Origin of the sequence: Streptomyces sp. 3214.6, from assembly GCF_900129855.1 — a bacterium.
Lineage (GTDB): Bacteria > Actinomycetota > Actinomycetes > Streptomycetales > Streptomycetaceae > Streptomyces > Streptomyces soliscabiei.
Window position 1 is genome coordinate 4,775,458 of sequence record NZ_LT670819.1, and the last position, 19,370, is coordinate 4,794,827.

At 72.7% G+C, this 19,370-nt stretch carries 15 protein-coding genes; 12 read left to right on the forward strand and 3 right to left on the reverse strand.

Annotated features, from left to right (window positions below; translation table 11 throughout):
• Positions 1-172: 172 nt before the first annotated feature.
• From B5557_RS21470 to B5557_RS21510, 9 genes are all read left to right on the forward strand, one after another.
• Positions 173-850, forward strand: a complete 678-nt coding sequence (locus B5557_RS21470) for a HemK2/MTQ2 family protein methyltransferase (protein ID WP_079660998.1) — start codon at positions 173-175, stop codon at positions 848-850.
• On the forward strand, positions 834-1,058 hold the full coding sequence (locus tag B5557_RS21475; protein ID WP_079660999.1) for a CDGSH iron-sulfur domain-containing protein: 225 nt from the start codon (positions 834-836) through the stop codon (positions 1,056-1,058). The genes B5557_RS21470 and B5557_RS21475 overlap by 17 nt, the downstream gene beginning before the upstream one ends.
• Entirely contained in the window at positions 1,055-2,131 is a 1,077-nt protein-coding gene (locus tag B5557_RS21480) for an iron-containing redox enzyme family protein (RefSeq protein WP_079661000.1), read from the forward strand. Before B5557_RS21475 ends, B5557_RS21480 begins: the two co-directional genes overlap by 4 nt.
• A 102-nt stretch (positions 2,132-2,233) precedes the next feature.
• Positions 2,234-3,190 (forward strand): LLM class F420-dependent oxidoreductase, encoded by a 957-nt coding sequence (locus tag B5557_RS21485; RefSeq protein WP_079661001.1) that lies wholly within the window; start codon positions 2,234-2,236, stop codon positions 3,188-3,190.
• Between the two features lie 32 nt (positions 3,191-3,222).
• Positions 3,223-3,828 (forward strand): cysteine hydrolase family protein, encoded by a 606-nt coding sequence (locus tag B5557_RS21490; protein WP_079664915.1) that lies wholly within the window; start codon positions 3,223-3,225, stop codon positions 3,826-3,828.
• A gap of 26 nt (positions 3,829-3,854) precedes the next feature.
• Positions 3,855-6,902 (forward strand): FAD-binding and (Fe-S)-binding domain-containing protein, encoded by a 3,048-nt coding sequence (locus tag B5557_RS21495; RefSeq protein WP_079661002.1) that lies wholly within the window; start codon positions 3,855-3,857, stop codon positions 6,900-6,902.
• Between the two features lie 108 nt (positions 6,903-7,010).
• Positions 7,011-8,858 (forward strand): thiamine pyrophosphate-requiring protein, encoded by a 1,848-nt coding sequence (locus B5557_RS21500; protein WP_079661003.1) that lies wholly within the window; start codon positions 7,011-7,013, stop codon positions 8,856-8,858.
• The gene (locus B5557_RS21505) at positions 8,855-9,964 is read left to right on the forward strand and encodes an enolase C-terminal domain-like protein (RefSeq protein WP_079661004.1); all 1,110 of its coding nucleotides are present in this window, start codon (positions 8,855-8,857) and stop codon (positions 9,962-9,964) included. Before B5557_RS21500 ends, B5557_RS21505 begins: the two co-directional genes overlap by 4 nt.
• Before the next feature lie 68 nt (positions 9,965-10,032).
• Positions 10,033-11,772, forward strand: a complete 1,740-nt coding sequence (locus B5557_RS21510; protein WP_079661005.1) for a glycoside hydrolase family 15 protein — start codon at positions 10,033-10,035, stop codon at positions 11,770-11,772.
• A 47-nt stretch (positions 11,773-11,819) separates the two neighbouring features.
• On the opposite strand, the gene B5557_RS21515 is transcribed toward B5557_RS21510, so the two are convergent.
• Together B5557_RS21515 and B5557_RS21520 are read right to left on the reverse strand one after the other, a co-directional pair.
• Positions 11,820-12,296, reverse strand: a complete 477-nt coding sequence (locus tag B5557_RS21515; RefSeq protein WP_079661006.1) for an SRPBCC family protein — start codon at positions 12,294-12,296, stop codon at positions 11,820-11,822.
• A 160-nt stretch (positions 12,297-12,456) separates the two neighbouring features.
• A complete protein-coding gene (locus B5557_RS21520) occupies positions 12,457-13,323 on the reverse strand; it encodes a polysaccharide deacetylase family protein (protein ID WP_231975991.1) in 867 nt (288 codons plus the stop codon).
• Positions 13,324-13,514: 191 nt separating this feature from the next.
• On the opposite strand from B5557_RS21520, the gene B5557_RS21525 reads away from it, so the two are divergent.
• Genes B5557_RS21525 through B5557_RS21535 form a run of 3 tightly spaced genes read left to right on the forward strand, consistent with a single transcriptional unit; the run spans position 13,515 to position 16,662 of the window.
• Positions 13,515-14,624, forward strand: a complete 1,110-nt coding sequence (locus B5557_RS21525; protein ID WP_079661008.1) for a sugar ABC transporter substrate-binding protein — start codon at positions 13,515-13,517, stop codon at positions 14,622-14,624.
• 26 nt (positions 14,625-14,650) lie between these two features.
• A complete protein-coding gene (locus tag B5557_RS21530) occupies positions 14,651-15,430 on the forward strand; it encodes an ATP-binding cassette domain-containing protein (protein ID WP_231975992.1) in 780 nt (259 codons plus the stop codon).
• Positions 15,427-16,662: a sugar ABC transporter permease gene (locus tag B5557_RS21535; RefSeq protein ID WP_231975993.1), complete on the forward strand. Its 1,236-nt coding sequence runs from the start codon at positions 15,427-15,429 to the stop codon at positions 16,660-16,662. The genes B5557_RS21530 and B5557_RS21535 overlap by 4 nt, the downstream gene beginning before the upstream one ends.
• 118 nt (positions 16,663-16,780) lie before the next feature.
• Here the strand turns inward: B5557_RS21535 and B5557_RS21540 are convergent, their stop codons facing one another.
• Positions 16,781-19,270 carry a SpoIIE family protein phosphatase gene (locus B5557_RS21540; RefSeq protein ID WP_079661010.1) on the reverse strand — a complete coding sequence of 830 codons (2,490 nt, stop codon included), beginning with the start codon at positions 19,268-19,270 and terminating at the stop codon, positions 16,781-16,783.
• Between the last annotated feature and the right edge of the window lie 100 nt (positions 19,271-19,370).

The following is a 19,370-nucleotide window of genomic DNA, read 5'->3' on the forward strand; positions in this document are numbered from 1 at the left end:
GCGGTTCAGACCGGCTTCAGTCGGGTTTCAGTCCCCCGGGGACGGCTCGGAGCGCTGAAACCGGCCGCGGCCGCCTCCTCGCCCTGGGCGTCGTTACGTCTGCCGTCCCTGGGTACTCGTGGGGCGCTGCCGGCTCAGCAGCACGTTCCGGAGGAAGGCACAGGCGCCCACCATGACGGCCGACTCACTCGCCGCCGCACCACGGCTCCGCTGCTGGGTCCCCCGGGGCGTCTATCCTCCGCAGGCCGACACGCGGCTCCTGGAGCGTGCGTTGCGCCGCGAGAGGATCACGGGCGAGACGGACGTGCTGGATCTCGGCACCGGAAGCGGACTGCTCGCGGTGGAGGCGGCCCGGCTCGGCGGCCGGGTCACCGCGGTCGACATCTCCTGGCGGGCGATCGCCGCGGCCTGGCTGAACGCCCTGCTGAACAGACAGTCCCTGCGGGTGCGCCACGGCGACCTCGCGACGGCCGTGCCCGGCCGCCGTTTCGACCTGGTGACCGCCAACCCGCCCTATGTGCCCGCTCCGGGCGCCGCGGCGCCCCGGGGCCCCGCCAGGGCGTGGGACGCCGGCCGAGACGGCCGCCTGCTGATCGACCGCATCTGCGACACCGCGCCGACGGTGCTGCGTCCGACGGGGACGCTGCTGATCGTGCACTCGCACCTGTGCGGCATCGACGCCACGCTGGCCCGTCTGGAGAAGGCGGGGCTGCGCGCGGAGGTCGTCGACCGGGCCAGGCTGCCCTTCGGCCGGGTGCTGCGGTCACGGCTCGCCTGGCTGCGCGAGCAGGGGCTGACGGCCGACGGGACGACGGAGGAGCTGGTGGTGATCCGTGCCGCACACCCCTGAACGCCCCCGCCGCGTCCGTGTCCGCGTCCAGCGCGACGGGCCCCTGCTGATCGAGGGGCCGGTCGAGGTGGTGGACGAGCGAGGCGAGGTGACGGTGTCGGACCGCTTCGCCGTGGCGGTCTGCACCTGTCGCCGCAGCCGCATCTACCCCTGGTGCGACACCAGCCATCGGCGCCGCTGCCGGGCGGAAGAGGGCGACGCCGCATGACCGTCTCCCGGCCCTCGCTTCCGCCCTCGCCCTCGCCCTCTTCCTCTCCCCGTCCCCGCGATCAGCTCCGGCTCCGGCCGCCGCCGCTGCCCGAGCCGCGCGGCCCGCTCTCCGCCGCGGTGACGGCCCTGCTGCGGGGACCGGCCCCCGGCAGCCCGCCCTGCCCCCTGCCGTCGCCCGTAGACTGTCCCGTCTACGGCGACGACCTGCAGCTCGCCCTCTACGTCCTCTACGAGCTGCACTACCAGGGCTTCCAGGACGTCCCCGACAGCCTTGAGTGGGACAGCGCGCTGCTGGCCTGCCGCGCCGCGATCGAGGACCGTTTCCTGGCCGCACTGCGCAGGGACGTCCCCATGGACGACGGCACCGGCCACCCGGTGAGCGCCGTGCAGGCGCTCGACGAACTCCAGCTCGAACCGGTCGGCGACGCCCCCGGCAGCGTCTCCCACTTCCTGCGGGACGAGGGCAGCCTCGACCAGCTGCGTGAGTACGCGGCGCTGCGCTCGCTGTACCACCTCAAGGAAGCGGACCCGCACGCCTGGGTCCTCCCCCGGCTCCACGGGCGGGCCAAGGCGGCCATGGTCGCCGTGGAGTTCGACGAGTTCGGCGGGGGCCGCGCCGAGAGGATCCACGCGCGGTTGTTCGCCGACCTCATGGAGGACCTGCGGCTCGACGCGACGTACGGGCACTACGTCGACGTGACGCCGGCCCAGGCGCTCGCCACCGTCAACCTGATGTCCCTGTTCGGTCTGCACCGGGCGCTGCGCGCGGCGCTCGTCGGACACTTCGCCGCCGTGGAGGTGACCTCGTCGCCGGCCTCGCGCCGCCTCGCCGAGGCGCTGCGCCGGGTGGGCGCGGGCCCGGCGGCCGTGCGGTTCTACGCCGAGCACGTGGAGGCGGACGCCGTGCACGAACAGGTCGTCCGGCACGACGTCGTCGGCGGGCTGCTGGAGGACGAACCGCACCTGGACGCCGACGTGGTGTTCGGGATCCGCGCGACCGCCCATCTCGACGACCGCCTGGCGGACAGGCTGCTCGGCGCCTGGCGCGCGGGCGCCACGGCGCTGCGTTAGGCCGCCCCGGCCGCCGGGTACTCGGCAGCGCGTTCCCGGCACCGTCCAGCCGTCACCGCACCCCCACACGTCACCGCACACACGCTCCACCTGGGAGAGAAGATGCCCGAGTTCGGATACTTCCTGTCGTGCGAGGAGCACGGCCCGGCAGAGCTCGTCGAGCAGGCCCGGATGGCCGAGCAGGCGGGCTTCGACTCCCTCTGGATCTCGGACCATTACCACCCGTGGAACGACCGGCAGGGCCAGAGTCCGTTCGTGTGGACGGTGATCGGCGCCCTTTCGCAGGCTGTCTCGCTGCCCGTCGAGACGGCGGTGACCTGTCCCCTCGTACGCACCCATCCCGCCGTGATCGCCCAGGCGGCCGCCACCAGCGCGGTCCAGTTGGGCGGTCGTTTCCGGCTGGGGGTGGGCACCGGCGAGGCGCTCAACGAGCACATCCTGGGCACGCAGTGGCCCGAGGCGCCGGTGCGTCTGGAGATGCTGGAGGAGGCGCTCCAGATCATCCGGCAACTGTTCACCGGCGAGCAGACGAGCCACCGGGGCAAGCACTACACCGTGGAGAACGCCCGGCTGTACACCCTGCCCGACGAGCCGGTGCCGATCGACGTGTCCGCCTTCGGGCCGCAGGCCGCCGAGGTCGCGGCCCGCATCGGCGACGGGCTGATCACGATGATGCCGGACCCCGCCCTGGTCGAGCGTTTCCGTCGCAGTGGCGGCGGCACCAAGCCGGTGTACGGCGGGCTCAAGGTGTGCTGGGGCACGGACCGGCAGGAGGCGCTGCGCACCGCCCACCGGCTGTGGGCCAACGAGCAGCTGCCGGGAGAGCTCCCACAGCTCCTGCCGACCCCGCGCCATTTCGAACAGGCGTCCGAACTTGTCACCGAGGAGCAGGTGGCGGCCGCCGTGCCGTGCGGCGACGATCCGGACGCCCACGTCGAGGCCCTGACCGCGTTCGTCGACGCGGGCTTCGACACCGTGTACGTCAACCAGATCGGCAAGGACCAGCAGAGCTTCTTCGACTTCTACCGCACGAAGATCCTGCCGCGTCTGCGCGAATGACCACACCGACGCCGGATGGGCGGTGAGCCGTGGTGGAGCAGCCCGAGGACGCGACGGGGCTCGCTCTCGTCGTGATCGACATGATCAACACATACGAGCACGAGGACGCCGAGCTCCTCGTGCCGTCCGTCCGGCGGATCGTGCCCGTCCTGGCGGAGCTGATCGCCCGGGCCCGCGAGGCGGACGTGCCGGTGATCTACGCGAACGACAACTTCGGGCTGTGGCGCTCCCACCACGGTGAACTCGTGGCCGCCGCGCTGTCCCGGCCGCACGCCGACCTGATCGAGCCGATCCGCCCCGACGACGCGTCGCTGTTCGTGGTGAAGGCCCGCCATTCCGTCTTCCACGAGACGCCCCTGGCCTATCTCCTGTGGCGCCTGGGCGTCGAGGACGTGGTGCTGAGCGGCCAGGTCACCGAGCAGTGTGTCCTGTACTCCGCCCTGGACGCGCACATCCGCCACCTGGGGGTCACGATCCCCAGGGACGCCGTGGCCTCCATCCATCCCGGGCTGGGATCCGCCGCCCTGGAAATGATGGAGCGCAACATGGACGCCCGGATCACCACCGCGAAGGAGATCGACTTCTCGGAAAACGCACTCTTGCAGTCCTCCAGGCCGGGTACCCGGGAGCGGCAGTAGCGTCCGCGGGAAGGCGGTTTCCTCTGATGAGTCGCAACGGACTGGCCGCGGCACTGGCCGCGGAGGTGGACGCCGAGGTCAGGTTCGACGCGGGCAGCAGGGGCGCGTACGCCACCGACGGATCCAACTACCGGCAGGTGCCGATCGGCGTCGTGGTGCCGCGCTCGGTGGAGGCGGCGGCGCGGGCCGTGCAGGTGTGCGCCCGTTTCGACGCCCCGGTCCTGTCGCGGGGCGGCGGCACGAGCCTCGCGGGCCAGTCGACGAACACGGCGGTGGTCGTCGACTGGAGCAAGTACTGCGACAGACTGGTCGCCGTCGATCCCGACGCCCGGACCTGCGTGGTCGAGCCGGGCATCGTGCTGGACGCGCTCAACGGGCGGCTGTCGGACCACAGACTCCAGTTCGGGCCGAAGCCCTCGACGCACAGCCACTGCGCCCTGGGCGGCATGATCGGCAACAACTCGTGCGGCGCGTCCGCGCAGGCGTACGGCAAGACCGTCGACAACGTGCGCCGCCTGGAGGTGCTCACCTACGACGGCGCCCGCATGTGGGTCGGTCCGACGTCGAAGGCCGAACGGGCGCGGATCGCCGCCGAGGGCGGCCGCCGCGCCGAGCTGTACGCCGGGCTGGACGGCCTCGTCGCCGAGTACCTCCCCGACATCCGGCGCGGCTACCCGAAGATCCCCCGCCGGGTCTCCGGCTACAACCTCGACTCCCTGCTGCCCGAGAACGGCTTCGACGTGGCCAGGGCGCTGGTCGGCAGCGAGGGCACCCTGGTGACCGTCCTGCACGCCGAGCTCGACCTGGTGCCGGTGCCCGCGTACCAGTCGCTGCTGGTCCTCGGCTACGACGACATCTGCGCCGCCGCCGACGACGTCCCCCGACTGCTGGAGCACTGCGACCCCGGACAGCTGGAGGCCCTGGACGGGCGGATGGCCCAGCTGATGCGCGAGGAGGGCGCCTATCTGACCTCCCTCAACGCGCTGCCGGACGGCGACAGTTGGCTGATGCTGCAGTTCGGCGGCGACAGCCAGGACGCCGTCGACGAACAGGCGCACGCCCTGCTGCGCGCCCTCGACCGGACCGAGAAGGACACCGACGTCGCGTTCTCCGACGACCCCGAGCGTGAGCAGCGGATGCTCAAGGCCCGCGAGGCCGGGCTCGGGGTCACCGCCCGCCCGCCCGACGACCGGGAGACCTGGGAGGGCTGGGAGGACTCCGCCGTCCCGCCCGAACGGCTCGGCGACTATCTGCGGGACCTGAAGAAACTGTTCGGGGAGTTCGACTACGACCACCCGTCGCTGTACGGGCACTTCGGGCAGGGCTGCGTCCACACCCGCATCCCGTTCGGGCTGCGGACCGCCGACGGCGTGGCCCACTTCCGGCGCTTCGTGGAGCGGGCCGCCGACCTCGTCGCCTCCTACGGCGGCTCCCTGTCGGGCGAGCACGGCGACGGGCAGTCCCGGGGCGAGCTGCTCACCCGTATGTTCGGCGAGCGACTGGTGGGCGCGTTCGGCGAGCTGAAGGCGCTGTTCGACCCCGGGAACCGGATGAACCCGGGCAAGGTCGTCCACCCCAATCCGGTCGACGGGCAGCTGCGCCTCGGACCCTCCTGGCGACCGGCGACTCCCGCGACGCACTTCGACTTCCCCGAGGACGACCACTCCTTCAACCGGGCGGTGATGCGCTGCGTCGGCATCGGCAACTGCCGCGGCCACTCCGGCGGCGTCATGTGCCCCTCCTACCGGGCCACCAGGGAGGAGGAGCACTCCACCCGCGGCCGGGCCCGGCTGCTGTTCGAGATGCTCGACGGGCACGCCGACTCGGCCGTCACGAACGGCTGGCGCTCCACCGAGGTGCACGACGCGCTCGATCTGTGTCTGGCCTGCAAGGGCTGCAAGTCGGACTGTCCGACCGGCGTCGACATGGCCACCCTCAAGGCGGAGTTCCTCTCCCACCACTTCGAGGGCCGGATGCGCCCGGCCGCCCACTACTCCATGGGCTGGCTCCCCCTCTGGGCGCGCCTGTCCCGGTTCGCCCCGGGGCTGGTCAACAGCGCATTGCAGGCGCCCGGACTGGAGCGGGCGGGCAAACGGCTGGCCGGTGTGGACGAGGCCCGGCAGGCGCCCGTGTTCGCCCGTCGCTCGTTCCCGCAGTGGTGGCAGCGGCACGCCTACGCCGAGGAGCCCGACCCGGCGGACCCCCGCACGGTCGTGCTGTGGCCCGACACCTTCACCTCCTACTTCCACCCCTCGATCGCCGTCGCGGCCGTACGCGTCCTGGAGGACGCCGGCTTCCGCGTCGCCGTGCCCACCGAGCCGGTGTGCTGCGGCCTGACCTGGATCTCCACCGGCCAACTGCCCGTCGCGCGCAAGGTGCTGAGCCGCACCCTGCACGTCCTGCGGCCCTATCTGGAGGCGGGCACCCCCGTCATCGGCCTCGAACCGTCCTGCACCGCAGTCTTCCGCTCCGACGCCCCCGAGCTGATGCCCGCCGACCAGGACGTGCAGCGGCTGGCCGGGCAGGTCCGCACCTTCGCCGAACACCTCGTCCAGCACGCGCCCGCCGACTGGCACCCCCCTCAGCTGGCCCGCCACGCGACCGTGCAGACCCACTGCCACCAGCACGCGATCATGAAGTTCGACGCCGACCGCGAGCTGATGCGCCGCGCCCACCTGAACGCCGACGTCCTCGACGAGGGCTGCTGCGGCCTCGCCGGGAACTTCGGCTTCGAACGCGGCCACCACGAGATCTCCATGGCCGTCGCCGAGCAGGGCGTCCTGCCCGCCGTCCGCGCGGCGGCCCCCGACAGTCTGCTGCTCGCCGACGGCTTCAGCTGCCGTACCCAGATCGAACAGGGCGGCACCGGACGGCGGGCCCTGCACCTGGCCGAAGCGCTGGCCCTCGGCCTGGACGGCCCGCTCCCGGGCGAGCGTCCCGAACGCCTGGCCGTACGCCCCGACCCGCCCTCCCGCGCGGCCCGCTGGGCGACCACCGCGGGCGCCGCCGCCCTCACGTCGGCCGCCGCGACCGTGGCCGGCCGAGCCGCCCTGCGCTCCCTGCACCGCCCCTAGCGCCCGTCCCGCCCGTCGCGCCCGCGTGCCCCTGGCGAACGCCCCGACCGTCCCGACCGTCCCGACCGCCCAGAACGTCCCGACCGCAACCCGGAAAGGTCTTCGAACATGTCGCAGAAGGTCTCCGACCACATTCTCGAGCGCCTGCGCGAGTGGGGAGTGGAGTATGTCTTCGCCTACCCCGGCGACGGCATCAACGCCCTCCTCGCGGCCTGGGGCCGCGCCGACGACAACCCCCGGTTCATCCAGTCCCGCCACGAGGAGATGTCGGCCTTCGAAGCGGTCGGCTACGCCAAGTTCTCCGGCAAGGTCGGCGTCTGCGCCGCCACCTCCGGGCCCGGCGCCATCCACCTCCTCAACGGCCTGTACGACGCCAAGCTCGACCACGTGCCCGTCGTCGCGATCGTCGGGCAGACCAACCGCAGCGCCATGGGCGGCTCCTACCAGCAGGAAGTCGACCTGGTGAGCCTGTACAAGGACGTCGCCTCCGACTTCTGCGAGATGGTCACCGTCCCCGAGCAACTGCCCAACGTGCTGGACCGGGCGATGCGCACCGCGATGGCCCGCCGCTCGGTCACGGCCGTGATCATCCCCGCCGACGTGCAGGAACTCGACTACTCGCCGCCGGGACACGCCTTCAAAATGGTCCCCTCCAGCCTCGGCATGCCGCACTACGCGCCCGTGCCGGCCGACGAGGACCTCACGCGGGCCGCCGAGGTCCTCAACGCGGGCGAGAAGGTCGCCGTCCTGGTCGGGCAGGGCGCCCGCGGGGCCCGTCAGGAGGTCATGGCGGTCGCCGACCGGCTCGGCGCCGGCGTGGCCAAGGCACTGCTCGGCAAGGACGCCCTGGACGACGACCTGCCGTACGTCACCGGCTCCATCGGCCTGCTGGGCACCCGGCCGTCGTACGAGCTGATGACCGGCTGCGACACCCTCCTCGTCATCGGCTCGTCCTTCCCCTACACCCAGTTCCTGCCGGAGTTCGGGCAGGCGCGGGCCGTGCAGATCGACATCGACCCGCACATGGTCGGCCTGCGCTACCCCTTCGAGGTCAACCTCGTCGGCGACGCCCGCGAGACACTGACCCGCCTGCTGCCGCTCCTCGACGCGGGGAAGGGCGGGGCGAAGGCGGGGGCGAAGGACGAGAGCTGGCGCAAGAAGATCGAGAAGGACACCGCCCGCTGGTGGGAGGTCATGCAGCGGCGCGCCGCCGTCGACGCCGACCCGGTCAACCCCGAGTACGTCGTCCACGCGCTGAACGAACTGCTGCCGGAGAACGCGATGCTGTCCTCCGACTCCGGCTCCGCCGCCAACTGGTACGCCCGGCACCTGAAGCTGCGCGGCGCCATGCGCGGCTCGCTGTCCGGCACGCTCGCCACCATGGGGCCCGGGGTGCCGTACGCGATCGGCGCCAAGTTCGCGCACGGCGACCGCCCCGCGATCGCCCTCGTCGGCGACGGGGCGATGCAGATGAACGGCATGGCCGAGCTGATCACCATCGCCAAGTACTACCGGGAGTGGGAGGACCCGCGGCTCGTCGTGGCGGTGCTGAACAACCGGGACCTCAACCAGGTCACCTGGGAGATGCGCGCCATGGAGGGCGCCCCGCAGTTCCTGCCCTCCCAGTCGATCCCCGACATCGCCTACGCCGACGTCGCCCGCCTGTTCGGACTCGACGGCATCCGGGTCGAGAAGCCCGGCGACGTCGTCGGCGCGTGGGAGGCCGCGCTGGCCGCCGACCGGCCCTGCGTCCTGGACTTCGTGACCGACCCGGCCGTGCCGCCGATCCCGCCGCACGCCACCCTCGACCAGATCGAGGCCGCGGCGACCTCGATCCTCAAGGGCGACAGCGACCGCGCGGACATGGTCCGCCAGGGCTTCAAGGCCAAGGTGCAGGAGTTCCTGCCCGGCCACCGCCACCGCACGGACCGGCCCGGCGCACAGGACGACACATGAGCGACACCCCGGCCGTGGAACAGGTGGGCACCGCCGTCTTCACCGTTCCCACCGACGCCCCCGAGGCGGACGGCACCCTCGCCTGGGACAGCACGACCCTGGTCCTGGCGACCGTCGACTCGGCGGGCGTCACCGGCCTCGGCTACACCTACGCGCCCGCGGCGACGGCGCGCATCGTCGACGACCTGCTCGCCGGCGTCGTCACCGGCTCCCCCGCGCTCGACGTGCCGCGCATGAACGAGGCCATGCACCGCGCGGTCCGCAACGCCGGCCTGCCCGGCGTGGCCGCACAGGCCATCGCCGCCGTGGACATCGCGCTGTGGGACTGCAAGGCGCGTCTGCTCGGCCTGCCCCTCGTCCGCCTGCTGGGCGCGGCCCGCGACGAGGTGCCGGTCTACGGCAGCGGCGGCTTCACCACCTACGACGACGACCGGCAGGAACGGCAACTGCGCGGCTGGGCCGAGGAGGACGGCATCCCCCGCGTCAAGATCAAGATCGCGGAGTCGTGGGGAACCCGCGAGGACCGCGACCGGCGGCGCGTCGCCCGGGCCCGCGCCGTCATCGGCGACGACACCGAGCTCTACGTCGACGCCAACGGCGGCTACGGCGCCAAGCAGGCCGTACGGGTGGGCCGGGCGCTCGCCGACGAGGGCGTGACCTGGTTCGAGGAGCCCGTCTCCTCCGACCACCTGACCACCCTCGCCGCGATCCGCGCCCAGGTCCCCCAGGACGTGACGGCCGGCGAGTACGGCTACACCCTGCCCTACTTCGAGCACATGCTCGCCGCCGGAGCCGTGGACTGCCTCCAGGCAGACGCCACCCGCTGCGGCGGCCTCACCGTCTGGCTGCGCGCCGCCGCTCTCGCCCAGGCCCGCGGCCTCGAGATCTCCGGGCACTGCGCCCCGCACGCCCACGCGCACGCCGCCGCCGCGGTGCCCAACCTGCGCCACCTGGAGTGGTTCCACGACCACGTCCGCATCGAGCGCATCCTCTTCGACGGCACCCTCACCCCCGACGGCGGCGCCCTCACCCCCGGCACCGACGCCGCCCCCGGCCTCGGCCTCACCCTCGCCACCCAGCGAGCGGAGCCCTACCGGGCGGCCTGACACCAGCGAACACCGACCACGGAAAGCCCTGCCCACCGGAACACCGACAGCAGGAGGCAGCGACACTTGTGAAGTCCACGTCCTTCCCGCCGCACGCGCAGCATGACTACGCGCTGCTCGCCGACGGCGAGCGCGGCGCTCTCGTCGGGCCCGACGGAGCCGTGAACTGGCTGTGCGCCCCGACCTGGCACGACGACGCCGTCTTCGCCTCCCTGATCGGCGGCCGCGGCGGCTACGCCGTCACCCCGCGCGGCCGTTACGTCCCCGGCGGCTACTACGAGGAGGGCACGCTGATCTGGCGCAGCCGCTGGGTCACCACCGACGGCGTCGTCGAGTGCCGGGACGCCCTCGCCTTCCCCGGCGAGGCCAACCGGCTGATCCTGCTGCGGCGCCTCAGCGCCGTCGACGCACCGGCCCGCGTCCGCGTCGTCCTCGACCCGCACGGCGACTACGGCCGCGCCCCGACGTCGTCCCCGCACCGCGGTGAGGACGGCGTCTGGCACCTCACCTCGGGCCACCACCGGCTGCGCTGGCAGGGCGCCCGGGAAGCCACCGCCGACGCGGCGGGCCTGACCGCCGACCTGCTGCTCAGGCCCGGCGACACCCGTGACCTCGTCCTGGAGTGCTCCGTCTCCCCGCTGCCCCGTCACCTCCCCCGGGCCGAGGAGGCATGGGCCGCGACCGAGCGGGCCTGGCGTGCGGCGGTACCCCCGCTGAAGGACACCATCGCCGTCGGCGACGCCCGGCGCGCGTACGCCGTGCTGCGGGGGCTGACCAGCCACGGCGGCGGCATGGTCGCCTCGGCCACCACCAGCCTCCCCGAACGCGCGGAAGCCGGCCGCAACTACGACTACCGGTACGTGTGGATCCGCGACCAGAGCTACGCCGGCCAGGCGGCGGCCGCCGCCGGCGCGCCCGACCTGCTCGACGCGGCCGTCCGGTTCGTCAGCGCGCGGCTCGCCGCCGACGGGACGCGCCTGGCCCCCGCCTACACCGTGCACGGCAACGCGGTGCCGGGGCAGCGGGAGCTGGACCTGCCCGGCTATCCCGGCGGCTTCAGCCTGGTCGGCAACCATGTGTCGGACCAGTTCCAGCTGGACTGCTTCGGGGAGGCGCTGCTGCTGTTCGCCGCCGCCGAGCGCGCGGACCGGCTGGACGCCGACGCCTGGAAGGCCGCCGAACTGGCGGTACGCGCCATCGCCGAACGGTGGCGTGAACCGGACGCCGGGATCTGGGAGCTGGACGCCCGGCAGTGGACCCACAGCCGCCTCACCTGCGTCGCCGGGCTGCGCGCCCTGGCCGCCGCTGCGCCCCGCCATCCCCTCGCCGACACCTGCGTCCGGCTCGCCGGCACGCTGCTCGCCGCCGCGTCCGCCCACTGCGTGCACCCCGACGGCCACTGGCAGCGCGCCCCGGACGACCCGTCGGTCGACGCGGCCCTGCTGCTGCCCGCCGTCCGCGGCGCCGTGCCCGCCGACGATCCCCGCACCCGAGCCACCCTCGCCGCCTGCCGCGACCGGCTGGCCGAGGACCACTTCCTCTACCGCTTCCGCCATGACGAACGCCCCCTGGAAGAGGCCGAGGGAGCGTTCCTGCTGTGCGGGTTCGTCATGGCGCTGGCCGAACACCAGCAGGGCCGCGCGGTCGACGCCCACCGCTGGTTCGAACGTGGCCGCGGCGCCTGCGGGGCGTCCGGTCTGTACGCCGAGGAGTTCGACATCGCCCAGCGGCGACTGCGCGGCAACCTCCCGCAGGCCTTCGTCCACGCCCTGCTGCTGGAGACGGCCGCCGGCCTCACCCGGAGCTGACCCCCTCCGGCGTCAGCTCCGGGCGACGGCTCCGGTGTCATCCGGTGTCAGAGGACGGGGCCGGGGTCCCCGGGCCGGATACGTCCGCGCCAGGCGCCGGTCTCTCCGCCGCGCTGTTCGATGTAGTCCTTGAAGCGGTGCAGATCTCCCTTGACCCGGCGGTCGATCACGCCGAGCGCGTCCGCGCCCTTCTCGGCCATGCCGGTGGGCTCGACATCCATGGTGAGCTCCACGCGGGTGTGGGTGTCGTCCAGCCGCTCGAACCGGACCGATCCCCGTTGCCGGGTGTCGCCCTCGACGACCCGCCAGGTGATCCGGTCGTCCGGCAACTGGTCGACGATCTCGGTGTCGAACTCGCGTCGCACCCCGCCGATCCTGGTCGTCCAGTGGTTGTGCCGGTCGTCGAGCTGCCGCACCTCCTCGACGCCCTCCATGAACTTCGGGAACTCCTCGAACTGCGTCCACTGGTTGTAGGCGGTGTGGACGGGGACCTCGACGTCCACTGCTTCCTTCACCGTGCTCATGGTCTCCTCCTCACTGGCGGTCGTTCCGCACGACGCCGGGTACCCGCGTACGAAGGCATGAAGACCTGCATAGACCCGCATATCGGGTGTACCGCCCGACGTCCGCCCGACGTCCGGCCGACGTCCGGCCGACGTCCGGCCGACGGGCGATCGCCGTGGGCTACAGGTAGTCCTCCAGGCGGGCGACGGTGAAGCCCTGTTCCTGTATGTGGCGCAGCATGTTCGCCGTCATCTCGGTCATCGTCGTGCCCTTGAGTTCGGACGGGCCGCGGAAGTGGGCGAGGATGATGTCGCCGGGGTGGAGCTTCTTATCGCCGCGCTGGTACTGCATGTTCGTGATCTGCATGGACTCGCGCCACAGGACGATTTTCTCTATGCCGCAGGACGCCGCGGCGGCACGGGTGTCCTCGTTCCAGTTGCCGTAGGGCGGCCGGAACAGCCGGGGCGCGGTGCCGTACTCGGCCTTCAGTTTCTTCTGCTGGCCGCAGATCTCCGCCTTCTGCGCGGACGCGCTCAGGGTGCGCATGTTCGGGTGGGTCAGCGTGTGGTTCTGTATGGGGTCGCCGAGGCCCTGAAGCGGCTTGAAGTAGCCGTAGTCAGCGCGGATGGCGGCGTCCGTCAGGAACATCGTGAAGGGGATCTTCAGTTCCCGCATCATCGTCACGAACTTCGGGTCCTTCTCGGCCCCGTCGTCGAACGTGAGGAAGACGATCTTCTCCTTGGTGGGTATGTCGCTGATCACCGGCACCCCGCTGCCGGCGGCCGCCTGCACCACCGGCTTGGTCGCGGGCGGGGCGGGCGGCGCCGCCAGCGGCTTGATCCCCCACTTGCGGTAGGCCGCCGCGGTGCCGGACTGCGCGCCCGCGTCGCCGCGCGGGTGGGCGGACGGTGCGGCTGAGTGCGGGGTGGCGGAGGGCGAGGAGTCCTCGGCGGACGCCTTGGGCGTCGCGGCCGAGCAGCCCGCCGTGAGGACCGTCGCCGTGAGGAGGAGACAGGCCAGCGCCGCCCTCTTGATTCGCCTGTCCACCGCGTCCCACCCCATGTCCGTCCGTGATCCTCAGCCCGTTCCCCCTGCTTGACGGCGAACAGATGTCCGAGGTTCCACCCGGGACGAGGTGGCGAGGGCCGCGAGGGCCGCCGTCCGCGGGGCTTGGCTACGCTGGACAGCAGACGTCCGATACGTTATGAAATCGGGCGAAATTTCTAAGGAACCGAAGCATGCGTCTCCGTGGCAGCGTTCCGGGTCTGAGGGGCGGGCCCCTCAGCCGTGCCGCCGTGGCGGTGTCGGTCGCCGCCGGTGTGGCGCTGGCCGGCGCCTGCGGCGGGGGCGGGTCGGGCGGCGGCGACAGTCTCACCGTCGGCCTGCTGCTCCCGGGCGGCGGGGCCTCGCGCTTCGGGCAGTTCGACAAGCCCCTGATCGAGCAGCGACTGAAGGAGCTGTGCACGCACTGCCCGGCGGCTACCTTCGCGGCCACGCCCGACCCGGCGGTCCAGCGACAGCAGCTCGAATCGATGATCACCAGGGGCGTGGACGTCCTGATCATCGCCGCGGTCGACCCCCAGCTGCTGCGCCCGTCGGTCGAGGCCGCGCACCGGGCCGGCATTCCGGTGGTCGCCTACGACCGGCTCGCGCAGGGGCCGATCTCCGGTTACGTCACCTTCGACGGGGCGAAGGTCGGCAGGCTTCAGGGCGAGGCGCTGTTGAAGGGCATGGGCGCGAAGGCGCACGGCGGGCAGATCGTCATGATGAACGGCGCGACGACCGACCCCAACGCCGACTGGTTCAAGCGGGGGGCGCTCTCCGTCCTCAAGGGCAAGGTGAAGATCGGCAAGTCGTACGACACCGTCGGCTGGCGGCCGGAGAACGCCTTCGTCGACATGAAGAGCGCCGTCGCCGCACTGGGCGCGGGCAACATCGACGGCGTCCTGGCCGCCAACGACAGCCTCGCCGGCGCCGTCGTCTCCGCCCTCAACGCCACCGAGGTCAGGCCGCTGCCCCCGATCACCGGCCAGGACGCCGACCTCGTGGCCGTGCGGCGCCTCGTCCGCGGCGACCAGTACATGACCGTCTACAAGCCGTTCAAGCCCGCCGCCGACGCCGCCGCCGAGATGGCCGTCGCCCTGGGGCGCGGCAAGTCGGTCGCGTCCATCGCCACCGGCACCGTCGACAACGCCACCACCAAGGACATTCCGGCGGTCCTGCTCCCGTCGGTGCCGGTGACGGCCGGCACCGTCAAGGACACAGTGGTGAAGGACGGCATGTACACGATCGCGCAGATCTGCACCCCGCAGCTCAGGTCCGCCTGCGCCAAGGCCGGACTCATCTGATGAGCCCCACCCGAGGAGGTGGCCCCGTGCCGGGTCAGCCGCTGCTGACGTTGCGCGGCGTATCCAAGCGGTTCGCCGCCGTCCAGGCACTGGTGGACGTCGAGCTGGAGATCGCGGCCGGGGAGGTGGTCGCCCTGATGGGTGACAACGCCGCCGGCAAGTCCACCCTGGTCAAGGTGATCTCGGGGGTCGGTCCCGCCGACCGGGGCGTCATCGAGTGGCAGGGCAGCCCCGTCCAGATCACGCGCCCGCAGGACGCCCAGGTCCTGGGCATCGCGACCGTCTACCAGGACCTCGCGATGTGCGGCAACCTCGACGTCGTCGCGAACCTCTTCCTCGGCCGGGAGATCCACCGCCTCGGCGTCCTCGACGAGGTGGAGATGGAGCGCCGCACCCGCGAACTGCTGCACACCCTGTCCGTGCGCATTCCCGACGTGCGGGCGCCGCTCGCCACGCTGTCCGGCGGCCAGCGGCAGGTCGTCGCGATCACCCGGCTGTTCCTCGGCTCGCCCCGGCTGCTCCTGCTCGACGAGCCCACCGCCTCCCTCGGCCTCGAACAGACCGGTCAGCTCCTCGACCTCATCGAGGAACTGCGCGACCAGGGCATCGGGGTGCTCCTCATCAGCCACAACATGGGGGACATCAAGGCCGTCGCCGACCGCGTCGCCGTGCTGCGCCTCGGCCGCAACAACGGTCAGTTCGACGTGAACACCACCTCTCAGGAGCAGATCATCGCCTCCATCACCGGAGCGGCCGACAACGCCGCCTCCCACCGCCCGACACGCCCGGAGGAAGCATGGCCATGAGGGGGAGGCGGACGGGGGCGCGCGCCGGCGGACGCCGGTGGGACACCGACCGGCTCGGGGCGTACGCCGGTGCGGTGCGCCGCAGGCTGCCCGAAGGGGCGCTCGGCCCGGTCCCGGCCCTGCTCGCCCTCGCCGTGACCTGGATCGTCTTCCAGGGCCTCAACGACAACTTCCTCTCGCCGCGCAACCTGTCCGTCCTCAGCGTGGACATCGTCGGGACGGGCATGATCGCCGTCGGCATCGTCTTCGTGCTGCTGATCGGCGAGATCGACCTGTCGGTGGGCTCGCTCGCCGGCCTGGGCGGCGCCGTGTTCGCCTCGCTGAACGTGAACCTCGGGATGCCGGAATGGCTCGCCGTGATCATCGCGGTGATCTGCGGTACGGCCGCGGGCGCCGTGCACGGGTTCTCCTTCGCCAGGATCGGCGTGCCCGCGTTCGTCGTCACGCTGGCGGGCCTGCTGGCCTGGAACGGCCTGATGCTGATCCTGCTGGGGACGGAGACCTCCATCAACTTCAGCGAGACCGGCCTGGTAGCCACGCTGACCAGCCGGTACTTCGGCGCGCCCGCGGTCACCTACGGCCTGGCGGCGCTCGCCACGGCCGCCTACCTCCTCGCCTCCTACCGGGAGCGCAGACGTCGCGCCGCCGCCGGGATGCCGTACCGGCCGATGGGCGAGATCTGGGCGCGGACGGCCCTGCTGGCGGTCGCCGCGTTCACCGCGGTCCATGTGCTGGACCGGTTCGAGGGCCTGCCGCTGGCGCTGCTGATCTTCCTCGGCGTCCTCGTCGTCTCGGACCTCTTCCTGCGCCGCACCACCTACGGCCGACAGGTCCTCGCGCTGGGCGGCGGCGAGGAGGCGGCCAGGCGGGCCGGCGTCGATGTGACGCGCGTACGGATCTCGGTGTTCATGGTGTCCGGGACGCTGGCGGCGGTCGGCGGCCTGTTCGTCGCGTCGCGGCTCACCTCGGCGAGCCAGGTCCCGGGCTCCGGCATGCTGCTGATCAACTCCGTCGCCGCCGCCGTCATCGGCGGCACCAGCCTGTTCGGCGGCCGCGGCTCGACCTGGTCCGCGCTGCTGGGGGTGCTGATCATCCAGTCCATCGGCTCGGGCATGGCACTGCTGGGCGTGGACCCGCCGGTCCAGTTCATGATCACGGGCGGGGTGCTGTACACGGCGGTGGTCTTCGACGCCCTGGCCCGCCGCGCGGCGCAGACACGCGGGCCGGACTGAGGGGGCTCGGCTCCCCGGACCGAGGTGCTGCCCGGCACATGCGTCTCGACGCCGCCGACCGTGAGCACAGCCGTCACAGCCGTCACGGCCCTCGCAGCCGTCACGGCCCGCACAGTCGTCACGGCGTCCCGGAAGGCACGTCCTGTTCCGCCCAGATCGTCTTGCCCCTGGCAGTGGGCCGGGTTCCCCAGCGCTGGGTGAGCTGGGCGACCAGCAGCAGGCCCCGGCCGCCCTCGTCGTAGGTGCGGGCGCGGCGCATGTGGGGTGCGGTGCTGCTGGCGTCCGAGACCTCGCAGATGAGGCTTCTGTCGTGGATGAGACGGAGCTGGACGGGCGGCTCGGCGTGCCGGATGGCGTTGGTGACCAGCTCGCTGACGATCAGCTCGGTGACGAAGGCGGCGTCGTTCAGGCCCCAGGTGTCCAGTTGTCCGACAGCGTTCTTGCGGACCTCGGCGACGGCGGCGGGATCGGGGTCGACGTCCCAGACCGCGACCCGGGTGGAGTCCAGCGCCCGGGTCCGGGCGACGAGCAGGGCCACGTCGTCGGTGGGCCGCTGCGCGAGCGTGGCGCCGAGAACCGTGTCGCACAGGACGTCGAGGGAGGCCGCGGGGCGGGTGAGCGCCTGGCACAGCCGGGAGACGGCGTCGTCGACGTCCGTGTCCCGCGAGGCGATCAGGCCGTCGGTGTACAGGACGAGCAGGCTGTCCTCCGGCAGGTCGATCTCGGCCGCCTCGAAGGGGAGTCCGCCCAGGCCGAGCGGGGGCCCGCTCGGCAGGTCGAGCAGTTCGACGGTGCCGTCCGGGCTCACCACGACGGGCAGCGGGTGCCCGGCCCGGGCCAGCGTGCAGCGGCGCGAGACGGGGTCGTACACGGCGTACAGGCAGGTCGCGCCGACGCCGCCCGAGGAGAGCGGTATGCCGCTCCCGCCGCCCGCGGTCTCGGCCGCCCATTCGGAGCCATAGCCGTCGCCGGCCAGGCGGGCGACCAGATCGTCGAGGTGGGTGAGCAGTTCGTCGGGCGGCAGATCGATGTCGGCGAGGGTGCGGACGGCCGTACGCAGCCGTCCCATGGTCGCGGCGGCATGGATGCCATGGCCCACGACGTCGCCCACGACCAGCGCCACCCGCGCCCCGGACAGCGGGATCACGTCGAACCAGTCCCCGCCCACCCCGGCCCGGGCGCCGGCGGGCAGATAGCGGGAGGCGACCTCCACCGCGACCTGCTCGGGCAGCCGCTGCGGCAGCAGGCTGCGCTGCAGGGTGACGGCCGTGCCGCGCTCCCGCGTGTACCGCCGGGCGTTCTCGATGCAGACGGCCGCCCGGGCGGCCAGTTCCTCGGCCAGCACCAGGTCGTCCCGCTGGAACGCTTCGGGGTGCCGGTGGCGGACGAGGACGACGACGCCCAGGATGAATCCGCGCGCGGTCAGCGGCACGGTCATCACCGAGTGGAAGCCGAAGTCGTGGATCCGGGCGGCCCGCAGCGGATTCCGGGCGGCCCAGGCGACGACCTCGGGATCGGTCATCCGGTGCAGCAGGGACCGCCCCGAGCGCACGCTCTCGGCCGGCGGGGACCCCTCCGGGTACTCGTCCGTCCCGCCCGGGGCGACAGCCGCCTCGGGAACCCCCGGCAGCACGGACTGGTGGGCGACGCGGCGCAGCACGAGGGGGCCGCCCGCCCCGGTGTCCGCGTCCCCCGCCTCACCCGCGCCGTCACCGCCGTCACCGCCGGCACCGCCGTCGAGGGAGGCCAGCAGGTCGACGCTGACGAAGTCGGCCAGGTCGGGGACCGCGACGTCCGCCAGCTCCTGGGCCGTCCGTGTCACGTCGAGGGTGCTGCCGATGCGCCGGCCCGCCTCGGCGATCAGCTGGAGGCGCTTACGGGCCCAGAACTCCTCGGTGATGTCGTGCGCGGTGAGACAGACCCCTCGGGTCCGGCCGCCCGCGTCCCTCAACGGCGCCACGACGACCGACCAGGCGTGCTCCCGGAGCTCACCGGCGGTCCGCAGATAGTTCTCACGGTGCTGCGGCCGGCCGGTCGCCAGCGCCTGGATCATGTCCTGCTCGGCCAGCTCGCCCGCCTCCATGTCCACGATCTCCGGCACGCGCAGCCCGCGCATGTCCCCCTCCGTGAGGGCGGTGGACTGTTCCATCTCGGCGTTGGCGCGCCGCAGCCGTAGCCCGGTGTCGTACAGCGCCAGCGCACAGGACGGGGACTGGGTGAAGCTCCAGCTCACCAGGTCCTCGTCGGCCGACTCCGGTTCGCGCCCGGTCAGCGCGGAGACCACCAGCCACTCCCCGCCGCCGGACTCCGGGGACTGAGGCATCCTGTGGTGGGCCAGCACCCGGGCCCGTATGCGCCGCCCGTCCCGGTGCCTGAGGACGAGCTCCCCGTGCCACCTCGGCAGCTGAGCGAACGGCGGCAGCTCCGGTGCGGCGGGCGCCTCGGCGAGCAGGACGCCGGCCGGGCGGCCCAGAACGTCGCCCGCCCGGTATCCGAGCAGGGTTTCGGCACCGTCGTTCCACCCGGTGACGGCGCCGTGCTCGTCGACGGTGACGCGCGCAGTGAGCGCCTCGTCGACGACGTCCCGGCCAGGGCCCGTCTCCTGCATGACCGCTCATCTCGCTCTCGTCGAGCTCTCCACCTCACCGAGGCGCAGGTATGTGTGCATCTACCCACTTTCAACCTTATTCCGCCGGGTCGGCAGCCGG